We start from the raw sequence: 21524 nt of genomic DNA on the forward strand, positions 1-21524 counted from the left end.
ACGGCCTCAGGTTTCGTTTTCAACACTCACCGCGTGGGGCAACCGCCTATCGAGCAGGCTGACCCAACGTACTAACACGGGTGCATCGCTATGGCTCACTTCACTCAATAAGTGCCTAAATGCTTCTTTAGCCTGAAGGTCGTTTGGTGAAATACGGGTCAGCCAAAGCTCAAGCGCTGCAAGCTCCTGATGGCGGTTTCCATGCTCCCGAGCCTGATTTATTGCCATTTCAGCAAGGGCTTTCACTTCATTCGCAGGGTGCCCGAGCAAATTGCGCACTTTAGCTAGCTGGGTTGCCAGCTCAGGCAAAAAGAGCGTTGTACGTTCTTTCGCAATGACAAGACATTGATCCAGGTAGTCTTCAGCCGCTTTCAGCTCTCCAAGCTCAATACACGCATCTGAATACCACAGTACCGGACGCTGATAGCGATCGCGCCCATTCAGCTCTGCCATCTGGTCTAGACTGTTCCTCACCTGCACTAAGCCCCCCTGATCGCCTGCTAGAGCGCGCTGCCAGCCAAGAATACCCTGTGCAGAAATTTGCCAAAGCTGCAAATCGGGCGTTCCCGTCATTGCAGCAGCACGCTCAGCATGTCGTGTGGCTAAATGCACATGACCAAGCTGCCGATATAGAGCAGCGGCAAACATCAACGCCATGGCAAGCGTACCTGGATGGCCAATTTTTTCAGCTAACCGAATGGCGGAAGATATATGCCGCTCAGCGCGCTGGTAATCACCACGTAAGCACAGCGCCCAGCCTTGGAAAGAAGCAGCGGTTACTTGTGGGTGATCAGAGAAAGGCAGCCATTCAATCATCATTTGCGCATTGAGAGGATCAATTTCATCTAGGTGATCATGCGCCTGCTGAATTCGGCCAGCCCAATATTCGCAATGCGCTCGCGCGTAGTCGGCCAATCGTTGATAGCGCGGATCTTCTAAACGCCCGGCGATGTCGGCAAGCGTCGAGGCTAGCGCGAAGGCATCCGCGTGAGCATAACGCTGGCTGCGGCCAACCCATAAGCCCCACTTGACCAAGAATATTTGTTCAAGGTCTTCAGGGTCTTCCGTGGCAGCGCTCCTTGATGTGCGAAGCAACTCTCTTGCACGCACGAAGCTTTCATGCGCAGTTGGAGAACCATGTCCCTCTAGGGCGAAAGCGGCTTGACCCCGCACGGTGAGCAAACTCACTTCGCGCTCAACTTCATGATCAACATGACGCAGACTAGCAAGGCCAAAGCCTGCCATGCGAAGTGCCGTACGGTTGGCGCTAACCTTAAGGGCTTCTCGGGCAGCCAGTTCAAAGTAACGAGCCCCCCTGGCGTAGTGGCCACTGCGGCGTAGGTGGGTTGCAAAATCACCTGGGTGACGGCTAATCCATACCGGGAAGCGCTCCTCAATCAGCGTGACTACCTGCTGATGAAGCTTAACGCGCACATCCCTCGGGCATGAAAGATAAGCGGCTTCTTGAAGCAACTGGTGGCTAAACTGATACTCAGGCTCACCTCCTTCTTTATCCACTGGCTCAATAATTTCCAACTGGCGCATGTGCTCAATCGCCTGAGATAAGCGCGGCTTTTCCCAACCACTGCACTCTTGAAGAAAATCAAGACGGAAACGCTTGCCCAGCACCGCCGCTATATGAGCAATTTCCCGATCACCTTCCAGCTGGTCAATACGACTGGCCAACAGCCCCAGCAACCCTTTCGGTAACTCATCAAACTGCACAGTACGGCCTTCGCGGCGATCCATATCCAAACGCCGACAAATCTCTTGCAGATACAACGGCACTCCATCGCAACGCTCAATAATTTGGTTACGTAGCCGTGGGCTTAAATGAATGCGATACCGACGGGATAGCTGAGAAAGTAAACGAGAAGACTGCAGTGCATCCAGTTTTCCAAGCGTAATTTGCTGATCCCAGTGCAGCTTCACCGGAAGTGACTCGCGTCCATGGTGGCTGGCCACCAGCATGAAGGCGGTATTGATCGGCAACCGCGCTTGTAGTCCTCCCAACACCTTGAACGAGGGTTCATCAAGCCATTGCAGATCATCAATCATCAGTACCAGCGTGCGAGAACTGGCTTGATGCTCAATTAAGCGGTGTAAGAGTTTTACGACTAACTCATTGGCCTCGCCATTCTGGGTCAACTGGGCAACTTCTTGAACATCACGAACACCGAGCGCTTCCTCAAGCAACTGCTGACGCTCATCATCGAGAGGTTCCAATGAAAGGGTCTCTTGTAGCAGACGAACAGTTTCACAGGTTGGTGTTGCTTCTAAATACCAAGCAAGCAGAGTACGTGCTACTCCGTAGGGTTCTAGCACCGATAACCGCGTCGTTGGCTGCCAACAAATGGCAGCATCACGGCTAAGTTCTAACTGACGAAAACCTACCATCAAAGCAGATTTCCCCATTCCTGAGGCCCCGCGTACTAAAACGCTTTGGCGCAAACCGATGCCGGCCCTTGCCAACGCGTCTCTTAGCGTGCGCAGTGATGTTTCTCGACCCACTAAACTGGGAGGTAATGCATCCCTACCGCCTTCATTTACTCCTAGCACTAACGCTCTCAAACGCACACGGCCATCGCTGGCCACCAAGCGAGATACAAGCCGCGGCTGCAAATCAAGCGCAGGAGGCATGTGCTGACTGGCTTCTTGAGAGATCACCAGTTCGCTACCCTCTGCCGCGCTCATTAATTCCAGTGACACTTGAGTTACTTGGCCGAGCGGGTCAGCTAACTGACGCTCAGGAAGATAAACCACCCGTCCACTATTAAGCCCAGCGGCGAGCTCAAATTTGGGGGGTTCACCATCACCTATCCAGTGACGCTGAGACTCTAGAGGCAACGCCAGACGGCAGTGTTCGTAAAGCGCAACCAACTCTGCCAACTGATGGGCTGGACCATGAGTACCAAAGCAGGCCAAGCCGAGCCCACCCGTCGCACCAGGCAGCCAGAAGCCACCTAAATGATGACACTGCTGTTCTAACCAGCGCAGTAACTCTAATTGAAGCGCCAAACAATTTCGGGTAGCCGCACGATCTTGCCAATCGCCTTGCAACTTAAGCCGAATAGCCATCACCGATAGCTGACGAAGCTCAATCTCATCTTCACGAAGGGGTTTACTATCTGCCGCCAGCACGCGAGAAAAAGCACCTTGCGGGCTCATTACGCGCGGGTCATGGTGGCCATCTGACCAATAGTTAGCTAACTGTAGAAAGCTAGGCTCAGGCTGCTGGCCTGAAAGCGCTAACAGCTGTAGGTAGCTGTTATACTGCTCGTGAGCAGCTGCCATCTGATTTTTCTCGGCCAACTGACGTACCAATCGTTCATGAAATGGGCCGTAACCAGAAAAGCGGCTGACTAATCCTTCCAGTAAATTGTCAGGTACATCCGCGTGGGCATCCAGCACCTGCTCCGCGAAACGAATAACTCGTTGGCGCCACTCATTTCGCACCTGAACCAACCACCGTTGAAATTCACTACAGCTAGCAAGTTGAAGTTCTTCTATCAAATCACCCTGGTAACACGACATCACATCTTCAAGATTTGCTAAATCTCGAGGTCCTTCCAGCAATTGCTGTAATTCGTGCAAGTCCACTCGCCAGTGGGCGGGCAATTGAAAAGCGATAGTTTGACGGGATACGTTCAACACTTGATCGGCATTGTCCCCCATCGACTGACGCAGACAGTGAAGCGCATGACGTAGGTTGGTTCTGCCCGATGACAGCCCCTGGTCTGGCCAAAGTAACTCTGCAAGGGAAGCTCGATTGACGGGCTGTCGATGCAGCAGCAAATAAACAAGCAGCGCTTTTACTTTGTCATAACTGAAGTGCGTCAGCACATCTTCTCCTAGTGATAAAGAGAAATGGCCAAACAGGGTCAGTTGGTCTGTCTCACGAGCATCGCGCATGATACATATCCTACTTAGACTAGCGGTGACTTAAGAAGGCACACCGCTATGAAAACGAAAAGTCGTATCTGGCGACGTAATCAACTCCGCTTCACGCGCCACAAAAAAGGCGATTCTGTCATCAATCGATGCCGCTGTTTGCTGCTTGGCAAGCAGCAGATAGTCTTCAAAGTGACGACCTTCTGACTTCACTAACGTGCGATAGAACTTTGCAAGCTCTTCATCTAAATAAGGTATTAGTCGCGCAAAGCGTTCGCAGCTGCGTGCTTCGATGAGCGCACCAATAATTAACACATCAATCAGGCGGTCAGGATCGTTACTACGTAGATGCTTACGTAAACCTTCGGCATAGCGTGAAGCAGTAAGGTGAGCATATGCCACACCACGCTTTTCCATTAAGCCAACTACCTGCTCGAAATGCAGCAATTCTTCTCGAGCCAATTGCGACATTTTGCTTAACAATAACGGCTGGTCAACGTAACGGTAGAGCAAGCTCATTGCCGTTGAAGCAGCCTTTTTTTCACACTGAGCGTGGTCAATAAGAAGTATCTCAGGATTATCAAGTGCCCATTGCAGCCAAGCATCCGGGGTTGGACAAGCAAGAAACTGATGAAGACACTCCGGTAACAAGTCATCTGCTTGAAGCGAATGACCTTCGGGTTGCAGTATATTTAATTGTATCGACATAACACCATTACCAAGCGCTTATCTCACTATTGTACAACATATAAACGCCCTTGGCGTTTGTTCCCTACCATTACGCTTGTCATTAAAAGCGCCGTAACAGCATTTTCATATAGCACATTACTAATATAAAAACGCAAATATTGAAGCTCCACACCTCAATGTCCGCGATTTTACTGTCGTATGATAATAATACGACGAGGTAATCAAACAGTATGGTAACGCGGCATCACAATAATCACACGTACCCTCACCCTCGATTACGCCTGTTTGGTAAAAAACTGCCACCTAAGCAGAGCAAATAAGAAAAAAATCTCTCTATTAAGAAACCCTTTGCCACCTCCTCAACATAAAGTACAAGACCCTCAAGAGCCTGCCGTCTTAACATTGTCGACAGTTTCCCGTAGAATCTAATTCATCCACCAGACGCTGTTTGTCAAGCGTATGTCACGTGTCCGGGCACATACTCAATACCGTGTAAGTATGCGCTCGTCACCATTAAGAAGATGAGAGGGCCCCAACGTGCTTGAAGCTTACCGCCAACATGTCGAGGAACGCGCTGCAGAGGGCGTACCGCCCAAGCCCCTGAACGCTGAACAAGTTGCTGCTTTACTTGAGCTACTTAAAAATCCGCCGGCAGGTGAAGAAGAGTTTGTCCTTGATCTAATCACCAACCGAGTCCCACCAGGCGTTGATGAAGCTGCTTATGTGAAAGCAGGTTTCTTGACCGCGATTGCTAAAGGTGAGGCCACCTCTCCGCTAATCGATAAGATTCATGCCGTCAAACTCTTGGGCACCATGCAAGGCGGATATAATATCGTCTCCATGGTTGAATTATTAGATAATGAAGAGCTTGCTCGTGAGGCTGGTGAACAGCTTAAGCACACTCTTCTGATGTTTGATGCGTTCCATGACGTTGAAGAGCGCGCCAAAAATGGTAATGCCGTTGCTAAGGACGTTATCCAGTCTTGGGCTGAAGCAGAATGGTTCCTCTCAAAACCCGCGTTGGAAGAGAAAATCACATTAACGGTTTTCAAGGTGCCTGGTGAAACCAATACTGATGACCTATCGCCTGCACCTGACGCATGGTCGCGCCCCGATATCCCGCTACATGCCAACGCCATGCTCAAAAATGAGCGCGAAGGCATTGAGCCTGAAGTGCAAGGCACAACTGGACCACTGAAACAAATTGAAGATGTGAAATCGAAAGGTTTCCCCGTTGCCTATGTGGGTGACGTTGTCGGCACCGGCTCTTCACGCAAGTCTGCCACTAACTCTGTCCTGTGGTACTTTGGTGACGACATTCCTTACGTGCCTAACAAGCGCGCTGGTGGCTTCTGTTTCGGTGCTAAAATCGCGCCTATCTTCTTCAATACGATGGAAGATTCTGGAGCTCTGCCGGTTGAAATGGATGTTTCCAAACTGGAAATGGGCGACGTCATTGATGTTTACCCTTACGAAGGTAAAGTGTGCAAACACGATACTGACGAGGTATTGACAACCTTCGAATTAAAAACCCAACTGATTCTCGATGAAGTGCGCGCCGGTGGACGTATTCCGTTGATTATCGGTCGCGGCCTAACAGGTAAAGCACGTGAATCGCTGGGCCTTGAGCCTTCTAATGTGTTCCGCTTACCAGACCAGCCGGTTGACACTGGCAAAGGTTTTACCCTTGCTCAAAAAATGGTGGGCAAAGCCTGCGGCATGAATGGCGTGCGTCCCGGCATGTACTGCGAGCCAAGGATGACGACCGTTGGTTCCCAGGACACAACCGGCCCGATGACCCGCGACGAGTTAAAGGACCTAGCTTGTCTTGGCTTCCAGGCCGACTTAGTCATGCAGTCATTCTGTCACACGGCAGCCTATCCAAAACCTGTCGATGTTGATACGCATCATACACTGCCTGATTTCATCATGAACCGTGGTGGCGTTTCTCTTCGCCCCGGCGACGGTATCATTCACAGCTGGCTGAACCGCATGCTGCTGCCCGATACAGTGGGTACCGGCGGTGACTCTCACACTCGTTTTCCGCTGGGTATCTCGTTCCCAGCAGGTTCTGGCCTAGTAGCGTTCGCTGCCGCGACGGGTGTTATGCCACTGGACATGCCTGAATCCGTCTTGGTTCGCTTTAAAGGCGAGCGCCAGCCGGGCGTAACACTGCGCGACCTGGTACACGCTATTCCGCTCTACGCCATCAAGAAAGGCCTGCTAACTGTTGAGAAATCAGGTAAGAAGAACGCTTTCTCTGGTCGCGTGTTGGAAATTGAAGGCCTTGAAGAACTGACCGTCGAGCAAGCTTTCGAGCTTTCCGACGCCTCAGCAGAGCGCAGTGCAGCCGGCTGTACAATCACCCTGTCAGAAGAAAGCGTCACCGAATACCTTAAATCCAACATCACGCTGTTAAAGTGGATGATGGCGAATGGGTATGGTGACGAGCGCACTATTAGCCGTCGTATCGAAGGTATGGAAGCATGGCTTGATAACCCAAGCTTAATGCGTGCTGACAAAGACGCAGAATATGCCGAAATTATCGAAATCGATCTTAGCGAAATTAAAGAGCCCGTTCTCTGCGCGCCTAACGACCCAGATGATGCTCGCCTGCTGTCTGACGTTGCTGGCCAGAAAATTGACGAAGTATTTATCGGCTCATGCATGACCAATATTGGTCATTTCCGTGCAGCGGGTAAATTACTTGAAAAACAGCCTGCGGGTAGTCTGAAAACGCGTCTTTGGCTCGCACCGCCGACCAAGATGGATCAGCACCAGCTTACCGAAGAAGGCTATTACGGCATTTATGGCCGTGCTGGTGCCCGCATGGAAATGCCGGGGTGTTCTCTGTGTATGGGTAACCAGGCACGCGTTGCTGCAAAAAGCACGGTCGTGTCTACGTCTACACGTAACTTCCCGAACCGTTTGGGTGATGGTGCAAATGTATACCTCGCCTCAGCGGAGCTCGCAGCGGTTGCCGCCGTGGAAGGCCGCCTTCCAACCGTTGAAGAATACCAGCGTTACATGAGTGAATTTGACGCACTCGCTGGAGAAATATATCGTTACATGAACTTCCACGAAATCGAGGAGTATCAAAAAATCGCCTCGAACGTGATTCCGATTGCTCAAGAAGCTTAACGCTCTTGCAGTACCGGACCTATCGCCGATGCTCGCAACATCGCAAGAAAGGTGACACTGTTGCTTTCTTGAGCCGATGACCGAACGCCCCAATCTGTTTACAGGTTGGGGCGTTTTTTTATAGTGTCTCGTTTTTATAAACTGGTTTTTTATAAACTGGCCTTAATAGACTGATTTCTAATAACAATGCTGAACAGGAGCGTGAAATGACAAACGCAACCCCCGTTGTCACCCCGGATTTATGTGATGCATATCCTGACGTGACAGTGCTTGAGCCGATGTTTGCTAACTATGGCGGCGTCGACAGCTTTTTCGGCCCTATTCGTACCGTAAAATGTTTCGAAGACAACTCAATGGTTAAGCAGGCCGTTGCTGAACCAGGTGATGGCGCAGTACTGGTTGTGGATGCTGGCGGCTCACACCGCTGCGCTATGCTGGGCGACATGCTCGCCGAACAAGCCGCTAAAAATGGTTGGGCGGGTGTGGTGATGTACGGTTGCGTAAGGGATGTCGACATCCTCGTCACACTGCCGCTTGGCGTTCAAGCATTAGGCAGCCATCCGCGCAAAAGCGAAAAGCGCGGTGAAGGGCAGCGCGATATTCCAATTACATTTGCAGGCGCTACGATAAGCGCTGGACAATGGCTTTACGCAGATAACAACGGCATTATCATTGCTGATAAACCCCTTGAGCTTAACTAAATCAAGTGCTTGCCAGGGGCGGTTGCTTAATGCCACCCTGGCAATTCATCTCTGGCAGCAACCCTGGCAACATTCCTGACAACAACTCTGAAAAACTTTGACTATGCAGCCGCTAAACCAATTGGGCTACTCGCTACTTCGCACCCTGCGCGATCATCTTCGTCCTCTCATTGCCTATCACCTACTCTTTACACTGTTGGCCTCTGCCCTTCTAGTGCCGATGATCGCGTGGATCTATCGCGCCTTGCTAGCGCAGCTCAACCGAACAGTGGTAACCAACGATGCACTGATCTCATTGCTATTTAGCCCACTTGGCTTAATGGCAATGCTGGTGGGCCTCGGTTTTGCATTTTTACTTATTTATTGGCAACAAGCAGGCATGCTGCTGGTTGCTGTTAGACCAAAAGACAACCACTACCGGCTCGCTTTTGAAGCACTCTGGTTGAGCACCCGTCGCCTACCAGCACTCGCAGGTCTGGTGATCCTTCAGGTAGGCTCCCACTTGCTGCTTCTAGCCCCTTTTATGATGGGTTTAGCGTGGCTTTATGATGTGTGGTTAAGCAGTATAGATCCTTACTATTTACAACGAACCCGCCCTGCTTCGCTTTGGTATTTTATTGCTTGCGCCCTGCCTTTATTGGTGGCTTGGCTTTGGCTAGCCGCACGGCTCTACCTTCGCTGGCTACTGGCGCTGCCCTTAGTAGCGTTAGACAACTACTCCCCATTCCAAGCCCTCAAGCGTAGCGTGCATTTAACTCGTGGCTGGCATCGCTCGATTGGCGTGGCGGTTTTGACACTGCTGATCGTAATTATTAGCCTGCCGATTATCTCTACATGGATATTTGATAGTCTCGTAACGCCTCTTTTATGGGGGCTACCCGAACATAATGCTGTGCTGATTCCAGCGATGCTGGCGTATTTAACCAGCTACGTACTTGTCACGTTAACCATTACGTTTTTAGGTATTGCTACCAACGCCCTACTATCCGCCTGCCTTTATTTGCAGTTAGCGTATCGCGAAGCGCGCCCTTCTCCTCGTTCAGAAAACGTTCACCCGGGGCGCCTTGCTTGGGCTATTGAGCTAAGCGTGCTGCTACTAGCCGGGCTACAGGCCTGGTGGATACTTAACAGCTTTGAAATACGCGATAACGTAACGGTCATCGCCCATCGTGGAAGCTCAATGAGAGCGCCAGAGAACACCTTATCCGCGATAAGGCAAGCGCTTGAGGACGGTGCTGATGCCGTAGAATTGGACGTACGGCTCAGTGCTGACAATCAAGTGCTTCTTTATCATGATCGCAGCTTGACGCGCCTGACCGGCGATCGTCGAGAATTTGACACGCTTACCCGGGCAGAATTGAGCGAAGTTGATGTAGGTAGCTGGTTTGGCGATGCCTTTCAAAATGAAAGAATTGCTGGATTGGATGATGCACTGGCGTTAGTGCGAGGACGTGCGGGCCTGATGATTGACATGAAGCCGTCACCGGGCGGCGAAGAAAAGCTCGCCCGCGCCGTATTAGCAACTCTTGAGGCAGAAAGTGACATACGATACCGCTGCTGGGCAACTCAGGATAATGCGCTTAATGCTAACGCAACTTGCGGTTTTCCGAATGTGTTCTTAGAAATGCGAATGGCAACGATGTCACCCAGTATGGTTTCCTATTTAAAACAGCAAGCGCCTGAATTGCGCGTTACCCTACTTGCCCAACTCATCTTGGCAGGCACATTAGATCGACACCAATTCGATGCTTTAGGCCTTCGCCATAATCGCATCACGCCTCAGGAAATTCGTTTGGCTGCGCTTTATAATTATGAAATACATGCCTGGACAGTTAATGATCGAACGCGCATGTCGACGCTTATCGACCTTGGAGTAGACGCGATAATCACCGACTATCCAGACCGCTTGAGTGAGCTAATAGAAGACCGCCGTGCGCTGAGCGACGGCGGCCTAATGTTGGTAAAATTGCGCAACTGGTTACGCCAGTAAAAAGCTATTTTTATATGACTTAGTCGCCCATCACAATTCCTTCACGACGCGGGTCGGCACCACCATATAAGCTGCCGTCATCCAGACGCATAATAGCCTGCAGCCCGCTGGTAAGCTCACGTTCGCTGACGCTGTGCCCCCGCTCGCGGAGCGCCTCAATGGTGTCATCTGGGAAGCGCCCTTCCTCAACAAACACATCGCCCCCCAGTGTAATAGCGTGAGGTAGGCTCAGGGCTTCTTGTGCATTTAACCCCCAATCGCGCATGGCCAGCAGTGTACGGGCAGTGTAATGGATAATGGCGGCTCCACCTGGGGAGCCTAAACTCGCCACTAGCTCGCCACTTTCCTGATCAAATACCAAGGTTGGGCTCATACTTGAACGGGGACGCTTGCCAGGTTCAACGCGGTTGGCGACGGGCTCGCCATCAATTTCTGGAACAAACGAGAAATCGGTCAGCTCATTATTCAGCAAGTAACCACCCGCCAACCCGGTTCCACCATCAGCCAAAATACGTGAACCAAAGGCTTGCTCAATGGTTGTTGTCATCGCAACTGCATTGCCCTCTTCATCCACAATACTAATGTGGCTAGTACCATATTCAGGCTGTTCAGGTTGGCTTGCTAAGCTAACGGATAGTTCGCCGGGGTTACCTGGTTTAGCGTTACCCCCCATACTTTTATCACCGATCAATGCACTTCGCTTCGCTAAATATTCTGGCGCCAGCATGAGTGTCCAATCTCCCCCCGGTGCCTCAACAAAGTCGGGATCGCCAATATAGCGGCCGCGGTCAGCAAACGCCAAGCGAGAAGCCTCTAAGAACTGGTGTAACCAACCACTACTGCTCACGCCATTCTCTAACGGCGCTTCAAGCAAAGGCTGCTGATCCAACATGCCCAAAATTTGCATCACCGTTAGGTGGCCCGAAGAAGGGGGTGGAAAGCCGCAAACTTCCCATTGCTGCCACGGTGTACATAGCGGATCTCTTTCTAAGGCAGCATAGCCACTCAGGTCGTCAACCGATAACTCACCTGGCCGCACGGGATGCGATTGCACGCGCTCCACAAGATCCAGCGCAATATCACCCTCATACAGCGCTAAACTGCCCTCTTCGGCAATTCGACGCAAAATAACAGCCAATGCAGGATTTTTGAGTGTGTCACCTACCGCTAGCGGGTTCCCATCATCAGTGTAGTAAAAGTCACTCGCTAGGGCATTTTCACGCAGGGCCGTGTCATTGGCTAAGCTTGTGTGCAAGCGTTGACTAACGGCAAAGCCTTCTTCAGCGAGTGTAATGGCAGGCATTAACAATGATTTCCAAGACAACAGACCGTGCTCTGCATGAGCCATTTCAAGCATACGCACCGTGCCCGGCACCCCAACGGATAAACCACTTGCTACGGCATCCGCAAAATCAAGCGGCTCACCGTTCTCAGTAAATAACTCACCCGTTGCCGCGGCTGGTGCCGTCTCGCGGCCATCGTATGCCTGGACATCACGACCATCGTAATGCATTAAAAAGGCACCACCGCCAATACCACTTGATTGTGGCTCCACAAGTGCCAGCACCATTTGCACAGCGACGGCAGCATCAATAGCATTGCCACCTGCTTTTAACACCTGATAACCCGCATCGGTTGCCAACGGATTTGCCGCCGCTACCGCAAATGTTGAAGCTTCCCAGCCAGGTTTTTCTTCAAAGCCTGACCCCACCTCAGGAGTAATAGAGGGCACTTCATAACTAAATCCCCAGCTATACAGAGGCACTAACATTAAGCCTGTTAGCATTAAAAACCGTTTTGGCAGCATGCTTTCTCTCCAACGACGATGACTAGCGCACGTGTTTTTCACGGCGCTTCAACATTCATTAACTCAACCAAAGCGTAGCCTATAAAACGCAGTCGCCCGACACAATGGCCGGGCGAGATCAGAAAAGCAGCCGATTATTTATTCGATGGTTTCACCCGCCAACATAAACCAGGTTTCCAACACTGCATCTGGGTTTAAAGAGACCGAGTCAATTCCCTGTTCCATTAACCATTTTGCCAGGTCCGGATGATCGGAAGGGCCTTGTCCACAAATGCCAACATACTTCCCTTTAGCTTTACATGCTTTGATGGCCATGGCCAAGAGTTTTTTCACCGCTGGATTTCGCTCATCAAACAAGTGCGCAACGATACCTGAGTCCCGATCGAGACCAAGCGTAAGCTGTGTCAGATCGTTGGAGCCAATAGAGAAACCATCAAAGTATTCAAGGAACTCATCGGCCAATAGCGCATTGGCAGGCAGCTCACACATCATGATGACTTTTAAGCCATCAGGATTAGACTCGCCACCTCGCGGCAAGCCGTTAGCCGCAAGCAACTTTACTACCTCACGTGCTTCATCGGTAGTGCGAACGAAGGGCACCATGATTTCAACATTATCAAAGCCCATTTCTTCACGAACGCGCTTAAGTGCTCGACACTCAAGCTCAAAACAAGGCCTAAAAGCATCCGAGATATAACGCGAAGCTCCCCTGAAACCAAGCATTGGGTTCTCTTCACCGGGTTCATAAAGCTTGCCACCGATAAGGTTCTCGTACTCATTCGATTTAAAATCAGAGAGCCGCACAATCACTCGCTCAGGATGGAAAGCAGCAGCTAGTGTTGAGATACCTTCGACCAACTTATCAACATAAAAACTAACGGGATCATCATAACCGGCAGTACGCAAATCAATGACCTGCCGAAGATCAGCGGGGAGCGTATCATAATCCAACAGCGCCTTGGGATGCACACCGATCATACGGTTAATGATGAATTCCAACCTCGCAAGGCCAACCCCAGCATGAGGTAAGCCCGCAAAGCCAAACGCGCGATCCGGGTTACCCACGTTCATCATTATCTTAAAAGGAATCTCAGGCATCGCGTCGACGCTTGATACCTTGCAATCAAATGCCAGAAGACCTTCATATACGTGACCCGTATCACCTTCAGCACAGGACACTGTGACATCAATGCCTTCTTTAAGTTGGGTGGTAGCATCCCCACAACCCACTACCGCCGGAATACCAAGTTCCCTGGCAATAATGGCTGCGTGGCAGGTTCGGCCGCCACGGTTAGTAACAATCGCGGAGGCACGCTTCATGATCGGCTCCCAATCCGGGTCGGTCATGTCGGTCACCAGGATGTCACCCTCTTGAACCTTGTCCATTTCTTCAGGGCTGAACACTGTTTTTACCGTGCCACTACCAATCCGCTGACCAATCGCTCGCCCAGTAATCAACGTGCGTCCTTTCTCACGCAGGTGGAAGCGTTCCAACTTGCCTCCTTCCTGTTGTGAAACAACGGTTTCAGGTCGCGCTTGAACGATGTAAAGCTTGCCATCATCACCATCCAGTGCCCATTCAATATCCATCGGACGCTGATAGTGGTTTTCAATGGTCATGGCTTGCCGTGCAAGATCCATGATCTGCTCATCGTTAATACAGAACCGACCACGGTCTTTAAGAGGCACATCAACGGTTTCAACTGACTTACCGGCGCTGGTATCTTTCCCGTAAACCATTTTGATCAGCTTAGAGCCCAGTGTCCGGCGTAGGACGGCAGGACGGCCCGCTGCAAGCGTGGGCTTATGAACATAAAACTCATCAGGATTGACAGCCCCTTGGACAACGGTTTCACCAAGCCCCCACGAAGCAGTAACGAACACGGCGTCACGGTAACCAGACTCAGTATCCAGAGTAAACATAACCCCGGAAGCGCCTGTCTCAGAACGAACCATCTTTTGCACGCCAGCAGACAGCGCGACGTTTTCATGAGCGTAACCACGATGTACTCGGTAAGAAATAGCGCGGTCGTTAAATAGCGATGCAAACACTTCATGCACCGCCTGCTTAATATTGTCGAAACCTTCAATATTAAGAAACGTTTCCTGCTGACCTGCAAAAGACGCATCGGGCAGATCTTCTGCCGTTGCCGAGCTACGTACAGCAACTTTTAAACTGGGATGCTTGACCTGAAGCTGCTTGTAGGCATCGCGTAAAGCATTTTCAAATGCGGGGGGAAGTGGCGTGTCGATAATCCACTGGCGGATAGTCTTGCCTGCCTCAGCCAGCGCTTTAACATCATCAACATCAAGGCGAGCGAGGGTGGCATTAATACGATCGTTTAATCCTTCGTGAGAGAGAAACTCTCGATAGGCAAGGGCCGTCGTGGCAAATCCACCTGGCACGGTCACGCCTACACCTGACAAGTTTGAGATCATTTCGCCAAGCGAAGCGTTTTTACCACCCACGCGTTCGACATCTGCCATTCCTAGCTGATCGAACCATAGAATGTACTCTTCCACGCAACCCCCTCGCTTTTAAACTGCTTTGCGACCCAAAAGGCCGACGCTAATTGACTTTGTACACTAGCATCGACGCGCCTCATTCGCCATTGGTCTAATAGCGAACGAAGTGGAGGATTTTTACAACAAACCTTAGTAAATAGCTTTTTATGTAGTTTTTATTATGTAACTTTCTGCCTATCGCCATGTGAATTGCTTGACAACGATTGTGCTAATCCATGGCTCAACCCACAATAGCTGCTTTACTTATTGACGGATTTTGAGATGAAGCGAACAGCCTTTTTTATTTCTGATGGTACTGGCATTACAGCAGAAAGCCTTGGGCGTAGTCTGCTAGCTCAATTTAGTGATGTTGAAATTGACATGCTGACAAAGCCCTACATTGATACCGTGGAGAAAGCCCAAGCATTAGCCGAAATAATCGAGTCTACCGCCAACCGAGACGGCCAGCGCCCAATTATCATTGACACCATCGTGGATGAGGATATTCGCAACGTCATTCGGCAGGCCTCCGGCTTTAAGGTGGATATATTCTCGACCTTTTTAGAGCCTTTAGAGCAAGAATTAGAAACGCACTCTTCTTACAGCGTCGGTAGGACACACTCGATTGGTAGCGATGACGTCTATATGGATCGTATTCACTCCGTCCATTTTGCACTGGATAATGATGACGGCGCACGGACTCACCAATACGACAAAGCCGATATTATTCTAGTGGGCGTTTCACGCTGTGGAAAAACCCCGACCTCGCTTTATCTAGCCCTTCAATTCGGCATTCGAGCAGCTAACTATCCGCTGACTGAAGATGACTTGGATGAAGATGGCAGTTTAAAACTGCCTAAAGCCTTAGCACCCCATAGGCAAAAGCTGTTTGGTTTAACGATTGATGCTCGCAGGCTGGCGGCCATACGCAATGAACGCCGCCCAAACAGCCGCTACAGTTCAATGGATCAGTGTTTGCAAGAAGTTGAACAGGCTGAATCACTTTATCGCTCAATGCACATTCCGTTTATCGATACGACGCGTTTTTCAGTAGAAGAAATATCAACCCGAATGATCGCAGAGACAGGCTTAGCGAGACGCTTTTCTCCCCGCTAAGCTAAACCATTACATTCCCTTGGGGGCAAATATTCCTGGAGCGTTTCGCCAATAGCCTTTGTAATCCATACCAAAGCCGAAAACGTAACGATCTGCGACTTCTAGACTGCAGTAATCGGCTTTTAAGCCAGGCACCGCTTTACGGTCGTGTTGCTTGTCCACTAGCACGGCCGTTGTAACGCTCGCTGCCTGAGCTTCCTTGCAGTAGGCAAGAATGGCCGCCAATGTAGACCCCTCATCAAGAATGTCATCGACGATGACTACGTGGCGACCCGCCATGGGAATTTCCGGGGATACGCGCCAAAAAAGTTCGCCACCGCGCAACTCGTTTCGGTAACGGGTCGCATGCAGATAATCAACTTCGAGAGGGAAACCTAACCGAGTTAGCAGATGTCCTGTGGTAATTAAACCGCCATTCATAACGCAGTAAAAAACCGGTAACTTATCCCCTAGATCTTTGCTAATCGCGGCAGCCATGCGGTCTAACGCCCGCTCAACCTGTTCTTGAGAAATTAAGCAGTCAGCGTTATCCATGAGCTCACGCATTGAGTCAAGCGACTCAAGCGCCTCTTTATCCAGTTTGGACATTGGGTTACTCCAAGAAGGGGTTAACTCGTCAATGACTTAAAAACGAGAAATAACTTAAGAAAGGAAGGGCTTAATTCGCCAACGCTTCTAATTTGGCGTGGGTGCGCCGCCAGCGGCCTAGCGCCGTTAGCGCATCGACATCAGGGCGGGCCCGCCCATAGCGAAGTTTGGCTGGTCGTTTACTTTGCAGCCCTTGGCATGCTTCCACGATTTCTAATGCTGCAGCACGATCATTACAAACCAGCAGCATGTCGCATCCGGCTGCAAGAGCAGCGCTGGCGCGCGCTTTTGGGTCGCCCGCTTCATGAGCACCCGTCATGCTTAAATCGTCTGAAAAAATACAGCCTTTAAAGCCCAGGGACTCTCTTAACATTCCCAACCAATTAGGAGAAAAACCGGCAGGACGCGAGTCAAATGCGCTGTAGATAACGTGGGCAGGCATAACACCATCAAGCTGGGTTGCAAGTTGGGTAAACGGAACTAGATCACGCTGCTTAATAAGTGCCAAGGGGCGATCATCCACGGGTAACGCCACATGGGAGTCAGCGGCAACGCCACCGTGACCAGGAAAATGCTTGCCTACCGCCGCCATACCCGCCTCATGCAAACCGTTGATAAAGCTTTGTCCCAGCGCAGCAACGCTTGCTGGATCAGTGCTAAAGCTACGATCACCGATAACGCTGGATATACCACTTTCAACATCTAATACAGGAGCAAAGCTGATATCGAGACCACAAGCGGCCATTTCCATGCCCAATAACCAACCCGCGTCTTTTGCTAATGTAAGGCCGGATGATGGGTCCCCAGCAAATTGATCGCCAATGCGTGCCATGGCAGGCATGCGAGTAACACCTTCTTTGATTCGCTGAACCCGACCACCTTCTTGATCGATACCAAGTAAAAGATCGCTGCGCACACGACGAATATCAGTGCAAAGCTTTCGAACCTGGTAAGCATTTTCGACGTTTCTAGCAAATAAAATGACACCACCCACCGCGGGGTCCATCAAAAGATGTTTTTCAGCTTTGGTTAATCGCTGCCCTTCAAGGTCGAGCATGACCGGGCCTAAAAATTGAGTCATTGTGATGGATCCAACAAAAAGGCCGTCAATTTTAGTTGATCAGTCTCGGGTGTCAAAAAATCATTAATACGCTGCCTAGGGCTAACCATCGTGAAGCCAAACAGGCGTGCCGGGCTGCGCATGATCAAAAAGGTAAAGCAAATCACTATTTCGTAACCGAATACAGCCGTGTGAAGCAGCAATGCCCATCGGTTGATCAGGCGGTGTGCCGTGAAGATAGATGTAACGACGCTGCGAATCGACACACCCGCCTCGGTTCACGCCTTTCTCTAACCCACAAAGCCATAAAATGCGCGTTAATATCCAGTCACGGTGGGGAAAATCTGCTGCAAGCATCGACGAAAACACCTCCCCCGTCCATCGACGCCCCCGAAAAACGGCGTTATCAGGCAAGTCGCGACCTATCGATGCGCGAATATAATGCCACCCTAGCGGGGTCTGACCACTCCCCTCTTGCTGCCCTACGCCTTTCTCGCCGGTTGACACTGCGCACGTATACTGCAGCGTGCGACCCTGCCACCAGCATAGCTGCTGGTGCTTTGTATTGATTTCTATCCACCCTTCGTTTTCTGGGGGCAACTTAGCTAGCGCAGGCGTTCGCATAATGTCCTTCATCAACAGCAGACGGCAAAGGCGCATTCATGCCTGCAACTACCACCGGGCGTAATCGTTTTACTAAATCTCTTACTGTTACTTGTTCATTATAGTCTTTCGCGGCTATGTCTCGAAGCGCATCTAAGCCAGACAGCGTAAAAATCACGGTGCCAAGCATAAAATGAAGTCGCCAGAAACGCTCAGCATCAGGTAATTCTGGTGTTGCTTGGCGCACCAGCTCAGTAAAGCGGGTAAAGACATCACCATACTGCTGTTGGATATAACGACGCAGATGCCCTTGTGCTTGGCTATACGCCAACCCTAGTAGGCGCATAAACACCTTAAGGCTATTACGCTCAGCAGGGACTGCCAGCACCGTACCAGCCATTGTTTCCAACAGCACTTCTAGGGGAATCACATCACCTTTGTACTTTACTTCAAGCTCATCAAGCGCCGTATGAAAGCGTTGCGAAAATGGATCTAAGTAACGCGCAAATACTGCTTGGATAAGCGCCTTTTTAGAGCCAAAGTGGTAATTGACAGCAGCCAAGTTAACCCGCGCTTTACTGGTGATATTTCGCAGCGATGTTTCAGCAAAACCACGCTCGGCAAACAACACCTCAGCGGTATCGAGGATACGCGTTACCGTATCAGATTGCGCCATAGCGCCCTCCAGAAAACGAGTGTTTAAAACATCATTAAATACTATGCCATAACGCTATTTGGCTCAATCACTTATCTCTTGCATTTCAATCATCGCTTAAATGCACCTGGGTTGCATATTCAATCACTTGCTGCAAAACGCTATCGAATTTGCCCTCTAGCTAGATAGCAACGCTCCAACGTTCATAACCCTTCTTTCTATTTTGCTCTCATCACTAAAGCGACTGGTGCCACAAGACGCTCTTGCATGTACTGGACAGAGCAACATACTGTATACTTAACCACATACTGTTTAAACCGACATGTAGCTACTGTCTTGTTCAATTTTTTGGAGTTTGTTATGTCGCGCCCACTCACTGCCCGTCAGCAGCATGTTTTTGATTTTATTGTTAAAACCATGGGTGATTTTGGCTATCCGCCAACCCGCGCAGAAATCGCCAAAGCACTGGGGTTTCGTTCCCCTAACGCCGCCGAAGAGCATTTACGAGCGCTTGAGCGCAAAGGTGCTATCCGTATTATTCGTAATACTTCGCGTGGAATCCGACTGCCGAATCAGGAACCGCAGGACGTGAGTGACGTCTCAGCAACAACACCTGCCGCCAACGTAGAACCACTTCCAAATGGCTTGCCGGTCATTGGAGAAGTAGCGGCAGGAAGCCCAATTCTAGCAGCGGAACATATTGATCGTTATTGCCCGCTACCCGCTGAATACTTTACCCCCAAAGCGGATTACCTACTTCGAGTGCGCGGTCTATCAATGAAAGATGTAGGCATACTGGAAGGTGATCTGCTTGCCGTGCATCGCACCGACCGAGTTCGTGATGGCCAGATTGTGGTAGCAAGGCTAGAAGATGAAGTGACGGTCAAACGCTTTAAACGACAAGGCCATACGGTGACGCTAATTGCTGAAAACAGCGAGTTCGCGCCGATAGAAATTGATCTGCGCACGCAGCATCTGGATATCGAAGGGGTGGGTGTTGGTGTGATACGAGGCGGTAACGGCCAAGCGCTGGGCTAAACAAGCCAGTAAGAATGCCGGTGAGGTAACTGTTCAATGCCCCACCGGCTATTACAGTATTACTGAGAGTCTAGTTACTGAGAATCTATGTAGCGATGATCATTAAACGTGGCCACCCAGCTTGGGTGGTACACCAGCAAAATGCTTAATAGCATGCCTGTGATAAAGGCCTCTGATGGCATTAGCAGGGGTAAAAAGCGCGCATATTCCTGAGCTAAGTAGATGGCCTCAGGGTCAGTACCCGCCACGATTATTAACAAAACCGCCGACAACCCCCCTCCTAATGTTGCCAGCGCAGCGCCAAAAAAGCCGCATGCGAATAGAAAAACCATCAAGTTATCTGGTAAACGGCGATCTACCCATCGCCATACCAGCCCGGTAATAACCGCAGGTACAATGCCAGTTACTAGTACATTAGCACCTAATAGCACCCATTCATTGCGACCAATCGCTGACATTGCGATGTTAATTAACACATTGCTGATTAACGCGAGAGGTACTTTAAATACCAAAACCATCAGGACAGTGAACACCAAGTGCAGAGTTAACCAATCAACTGCCTGAGCCCGTAGCTGCCACATCAATACTACGGCAAGCGTCGCGGCTAGCCACCGATGCTGAAGAGCCACATCATCCATAAGCGCCTGCCAAGGGCGTAACCAAAGCACCCACGCAATTACGCTCAACGATACCAGCCACGTCAGCACCAATGCCCAGGAAGCTAAAATACTTTGTGCGAAAGACATGGCAGCCTCAATTTACAAGTCACAAGTCAGCTATTTTACTGGTCAGCTAAACATCCTCTTTAACTGAACACTACGGTCTTATTACCATGAATTAGCACCCGATCTTCTAAATGCCATCGCAATCCACGTGCCAACACTGCTTTTTCAACATCGCGTCCAAAACGCACCAGATCTGTCGGCGTATGACAATGGCTTACACGATGGATATCTTGTTCAATAATAGGCCCAGCATCGAGTTCTTCAGTAACATAGTGGCACGTTGCACCAATAAGCTTAACCCCACGCTGGTAAGCTTGATGATAGGGCTTAGCACCGGCAAAAGAGGGCAGGAAACTGTGGTGAATATTAATCACTCGCCCCGCGTAACGTTCACAGAGTGAAGGCGGTAAAATTTGCATATAACGTGCCAGCACAACGCAATCAGCCCGTACACTATCGATTTGTGTTTGAACCTGCTCAAAAGAAGCTTGCTTGTTATTGGGGTCTACAGGCACATGATAGTAAGAAATGCCATACCACTCAGTAAGTGCCCGCATATCTTCATGGTTTGAAATAACCCCGACAATATCGCAGTCAAGCTCGCCTGCTTGCCAACGATAAAGCAGATCAACCAAACAGTGAGACTCTCGCGACACCATTAGCACGACACGCCGGCGCTTCTGTGTATCGACGAGCGACCACTGCATATTGAACGCCTCTGCGACTGGCTCAAACGCACTACGTAATGCCTCTGCCGACATGCCCAGAGAATCCGCCAAAATTTCGTATCGCATAAAGAATCGGCCAGTCTCAAGATCAGAATGCTGGCTTGCTTCAGTGATAGAACCACCTTGCTGGGCAATAAAACTTGAGACACGCGCCACAATGCCCACCTGATCAGGGCAAGAAACCACCAAACGGTAATAATGAGACATAAATAAACACTCTTGACATAATTTAACAGCACGTTCAACAACTACCTACCATCGGTAGGAAAACAGTATTTTGGTAGAA

The 21524-nt window shown here is 50.3% G+C and carries 15 protein-coding genes; 5 read left to right on the forward strand and 10 right to left on the reverse strand.

Annotated elements, in window-relative coordinates:
* Positions 1-6: 6 nt before the first annotated feature.
* Positions 7-3912, reverse strand: a complete 3906-nt coding sequence (locus ELY33_RS04065; protein WP_126944338.1) for an ATP-binding protein — start codon at positions 3910-3912, stop codon at positions 7-9.
* A 30-nt stretch (positions 3913-3942) separates the two neighbouring features.
* A complete protein-coding gene (locus ELY33_RS04070) occupies positions 3943-4599 on the reverse strand; it encodes a MiaE family protein (protein WP_126944340.1) in 657 nt (218 codons plus the stop codon).
* A gap of 519 nt (positions 4600-5118) precedes the next feature.
* On the opposite strand from ELY33_RS04070, the gene acnB reads away from it, so the two are divergent.
* From acnB to ELY33_RS04085, 3 genes are all read left to right on the forward strand, one after another.
* Positions 5119-7722: a bifunctional aconitate hydratase 2/2-methylisocitrate dehydratase gene (acnB, locus tag ELY33_RS04075; RefSeq protein ID WP_126944343.1), complete on the forward strand. Its 2604-nt coding sequence runs from the start codon at positions 5119-5121 to the stop codon at positions 7720-7722.
* A gap of 206 nt (positions 7723-7928) precedes the next feature.
* Positions 7929-8423, forward strand: a complete 495-nt coding sequence (gene rraA, locus ELY33_RS04080; protein WP_126944345.1) for a ribonuclease E activity regulator RraA — start codon at positions 7929-7931, stop codon at positions 8421-8423.
* Positions 8424-8526: 103 nt separating this feature from the next.
* On the forward strand, positions 8527-10413 hold the full coding sequence (locus ELY33_RS04085; protein ID WP_126944348.1) for a glycerophosphodiester phosphodiesterase family protein: 1887 nt from the start codon (positions 8527-8529) through the stop codon (positions 10411-10413).
* Between the two features lie 19 nt (positions 10414-10432).
* Here the strand turns inward: ELY33_RS04085 and ggt are convergent, their stop codons facing one another.
* Complete coding sequence (ggt, locus tag ELY33_RS04090) at positions 10433-12220, reverse strand: gamma-glutamyltransferase (RefSeq protein ID WP_126944351.1); 1788 nt, start codon at positions 12218-12220, stop codon at positions 10433-10435.
* A 138-nt stretch (positions 12221-12358) separates the two neighbouring features.
* On the reverse strand, positions 12359-14743 hold the full coding sequence (gene ppsA, locus ELY33_RS04095) for a phosphoenolpyruvate synthase (protein ID WP_126944354.1): 2385 nt from the start codon (positions 14741-14743) through the stop codon (positions 12359-12361).
* Positions 14744-15007: 264 nt separating this feature from the next.
* Here ppsA and ppsR point away from each other — a divergent pair, with 264 nt between their 5' ends.
* On the forward strand, positions 15008-15841 hold the full coding sequence (ppsR, locus tag ELY33_RS04100; RefSeq protein ID WP_126944357.1) for a posphoenolpyruvate synthetase regulatory kinase/phosphorylase PpsR: 834 nt from the start codon (positions 15008-15010) through the stop codon (positions 15839-15841).
* A 9-nt stretch (positions 15842-15850) separates the two neighbouring features.
* Here ppsR and ELY33_RS04105 read toward each other — a convergent pair whose 3' ends face one another.
* The 4 genes from ELY33_RS04105 to ELY33_RS04120 all read right to left on the reverse strand — a co-directional run bounded on the left by ELY33_RS04105 (position 15851) and on the right by ELY33_RS04120 (position 18768).
* Positions 15851-16429: a hypoxanthine-guanine phosphoribosyltransferase gene (locus ELY33_RS04105; RefSeq protein ID WP_126944360.1), complete on the reverse strand. Its 579-nt coding sequence runs from the start codon at positions 16427-16429 to the stop codon at positions 15851-15853.
* Between the two features lie 70 nt (positions 16430-16499).
* Positions 16500-17510: a beta-N-acetylhexosaminidase gene (nagZ, locus tag ELY33_RS04110; RefSeq protein ID WP_126944363.1), complete on the reverse strand. Its 1011-nt coding sequence runs from the start codon at positions 17508-17510 to the stop codon at positions 16500-16502.
* 81 nt (positions 17511-17591) lie between these two features.
* Entirely contained in the window at positions 17592-18113 is a 522-nt protein-coding gene (locus tag ELY33_RS04115; RefSeq protein ID WP_126944366.1) for a L,D-transpeptidase, read from the reverse strand.
* Positions 18091-18768 carry a TetR/AcrR family transcriptional regulator gene (locus tag ELY33_RS04120; RefSeq protein ID WP_126944369.1) on the reverse strand — a complete coding sequence of 226 codons (678 nt, stop codon included), beginning with the start codon at positions 18766-18768 and terminating at the stop codon, positions 18091-18093. The genes ELY33_RS04115 and ELY33_RS04120 overlap by 23 nt, the downstream gene beginning before the upstream one ends.
* A 339-nt stretch (positions 18769-19107) precedes the next feature.
* Between ELY33_RS04120 and lexA the strand changes: the two genes are divergently transcribed.
* A complete protein-coding gene (gene lexA / locus ELY33_RS04125) occupies positions 19108-19785 on the forward strand; it encodes a transcriptional repressor LexA (RefSeq protein WP_126944372.1) in 678 nt (225 codons plus the stop codon).
* A gap of 74 nt (positions 19786-19859) precedes the next feature.
* Here the strand turns inward: lexA and ELY33_RS04130 are convergent, their stop codons facing one another.
* Both ELY33_RS04130 and purU read right to left on the reverse strand, forming a co-directional pair.
* On the reverse strand, positions 19860-20531 hold the full coding sequence (locus tag ELY33_RS04130; RefSeq protein ID WP_126944375.1) for an energy-coupling factor ABC transporter permease: 672 nt from the start codon (positions 20529-20531) through the stop codon (positions 19860-19862).
* 59 nt (positions 20532-20590) lie between these two features.
* On the reverse strand, positions 20591-21445 hold the full coding sequence (gene purU / locus ELY33_RS04135; RefSeq protein WP_126944378.1) for a formyltetrahydrofolate deformylase: 855 nt from the start codon (positions 21443-21445) through the stop codon (positions 20591-20593).
* Positions 21446-21524 lie beyond the last annotated feature (79 nt).

Origin of the sequence: Vreelandella andesensis, assembly GCF_003989795.1 — a bacterium.
GTDB classification, from domain to species: domain Bacteria; phylum Pseudomonadota; class Gammaproteobacteria; order Pseudomonadales; family Halomonadaceae; genus Vreelandella; species Vreelandella andesensis.

What these genes read in the sequence shown, in the direction of transcription:
- purU (WP_126944378.1), bottom strand. Translation starts at nt 21,445, where the DNA reads ATGTCTCATTATTACCGTTTGGTGGTTTCTTGCCCTGATCAGGTGGGC.
- ELY33_RS04115 (WP_126944366.1), bottom strand. Translation starts at nt 18,113, where the DNA reads ATGCGAACGCCTGCGCTAGCTAAGTTGCCCCCAGAAAACGAAGGGTGG.
- ggt (WP_126944351.1), bottom strand. Translation starts at nt 12,220, where the DNA reads ATGCTGCCAAAACGGTTTTTAATGCTAACAGGCTTAATGTTAGTGCCT.
- lexA (WP_126944372.1), top strand. Translation starts at nt 19,108, where the DNA reads ATGTCGCGCCCACTCACTGCCCGTCAGCAGCATGTTTTTGATTTTATT.
- ppsR (WP_126944357.1), top strand. Translation starts at nt 15,008, where the DNA reads ATGAAGCGAACAGCCTTTTTTATTTCTGATGGTACTGGCATTACAGCA.
- ELY33_RS04120 (WP_126944369.1), bottom strand. Translation starts at nt 18,768, where the DNA reads ATGGCGCAATCTGATACGGTAACGCGTATCCTCGATACCGCTGAGGTG.
- ELY33_RS04070 (WP_126944340.1), bottom strand. Translation starts at nt 4,599, where the DNA reads ATGTCGATACAATTAAATATACTGCAACCCGAAGGTCATTCGCTTCAA.
- nagZ (WP_126944363.1), bottom strand. Translation starts at nt 17,510, where the DNA reads ATGACTCAATTTTTAGGCCCGGTCATGCTCGACCTTGAAGGGCAGCGA.
- ELY33_RS04105 (WP_126944360.1), bottom strand. Translation starts at nt 16,429, where the DNA reads ATGTCCAAACTGGATAAAGAGGCGCTTGAGTCGCTTGACTCAATGCGT.
- ELY33_RS04065 (WP_126944338.1), bottom strand. Translation starts at nt 3,912, where the DNA reads ATGCGCGATGCTCGTGAGACAGACCAACTGACCCTGTTTGGCCATTTC.
- rraA (WP_126944345.1), top strand. Translation starts at nt 7,929, where the DNA reads ATGACAAACGCAACCCCCGTTGTCACCCCGGATTTATGTGATGCATAT.
- ELY33_RS04085 (WP_126944348.1), top strand. Translation starts at nt 8,527, where the DNA reads ATGCAGCCGCTAAACCAATTGGGCTACTCGCTACTTCGCACCCTGCGC.
- ELY33_RS04130 (WP_126944375.1), bottom strand. Translation starts at nt 20,531, where the DNA reads ATGTCTTTCGCACAAAGTATTTTAGCTTCCTGGGCATTGGTGCTGACG.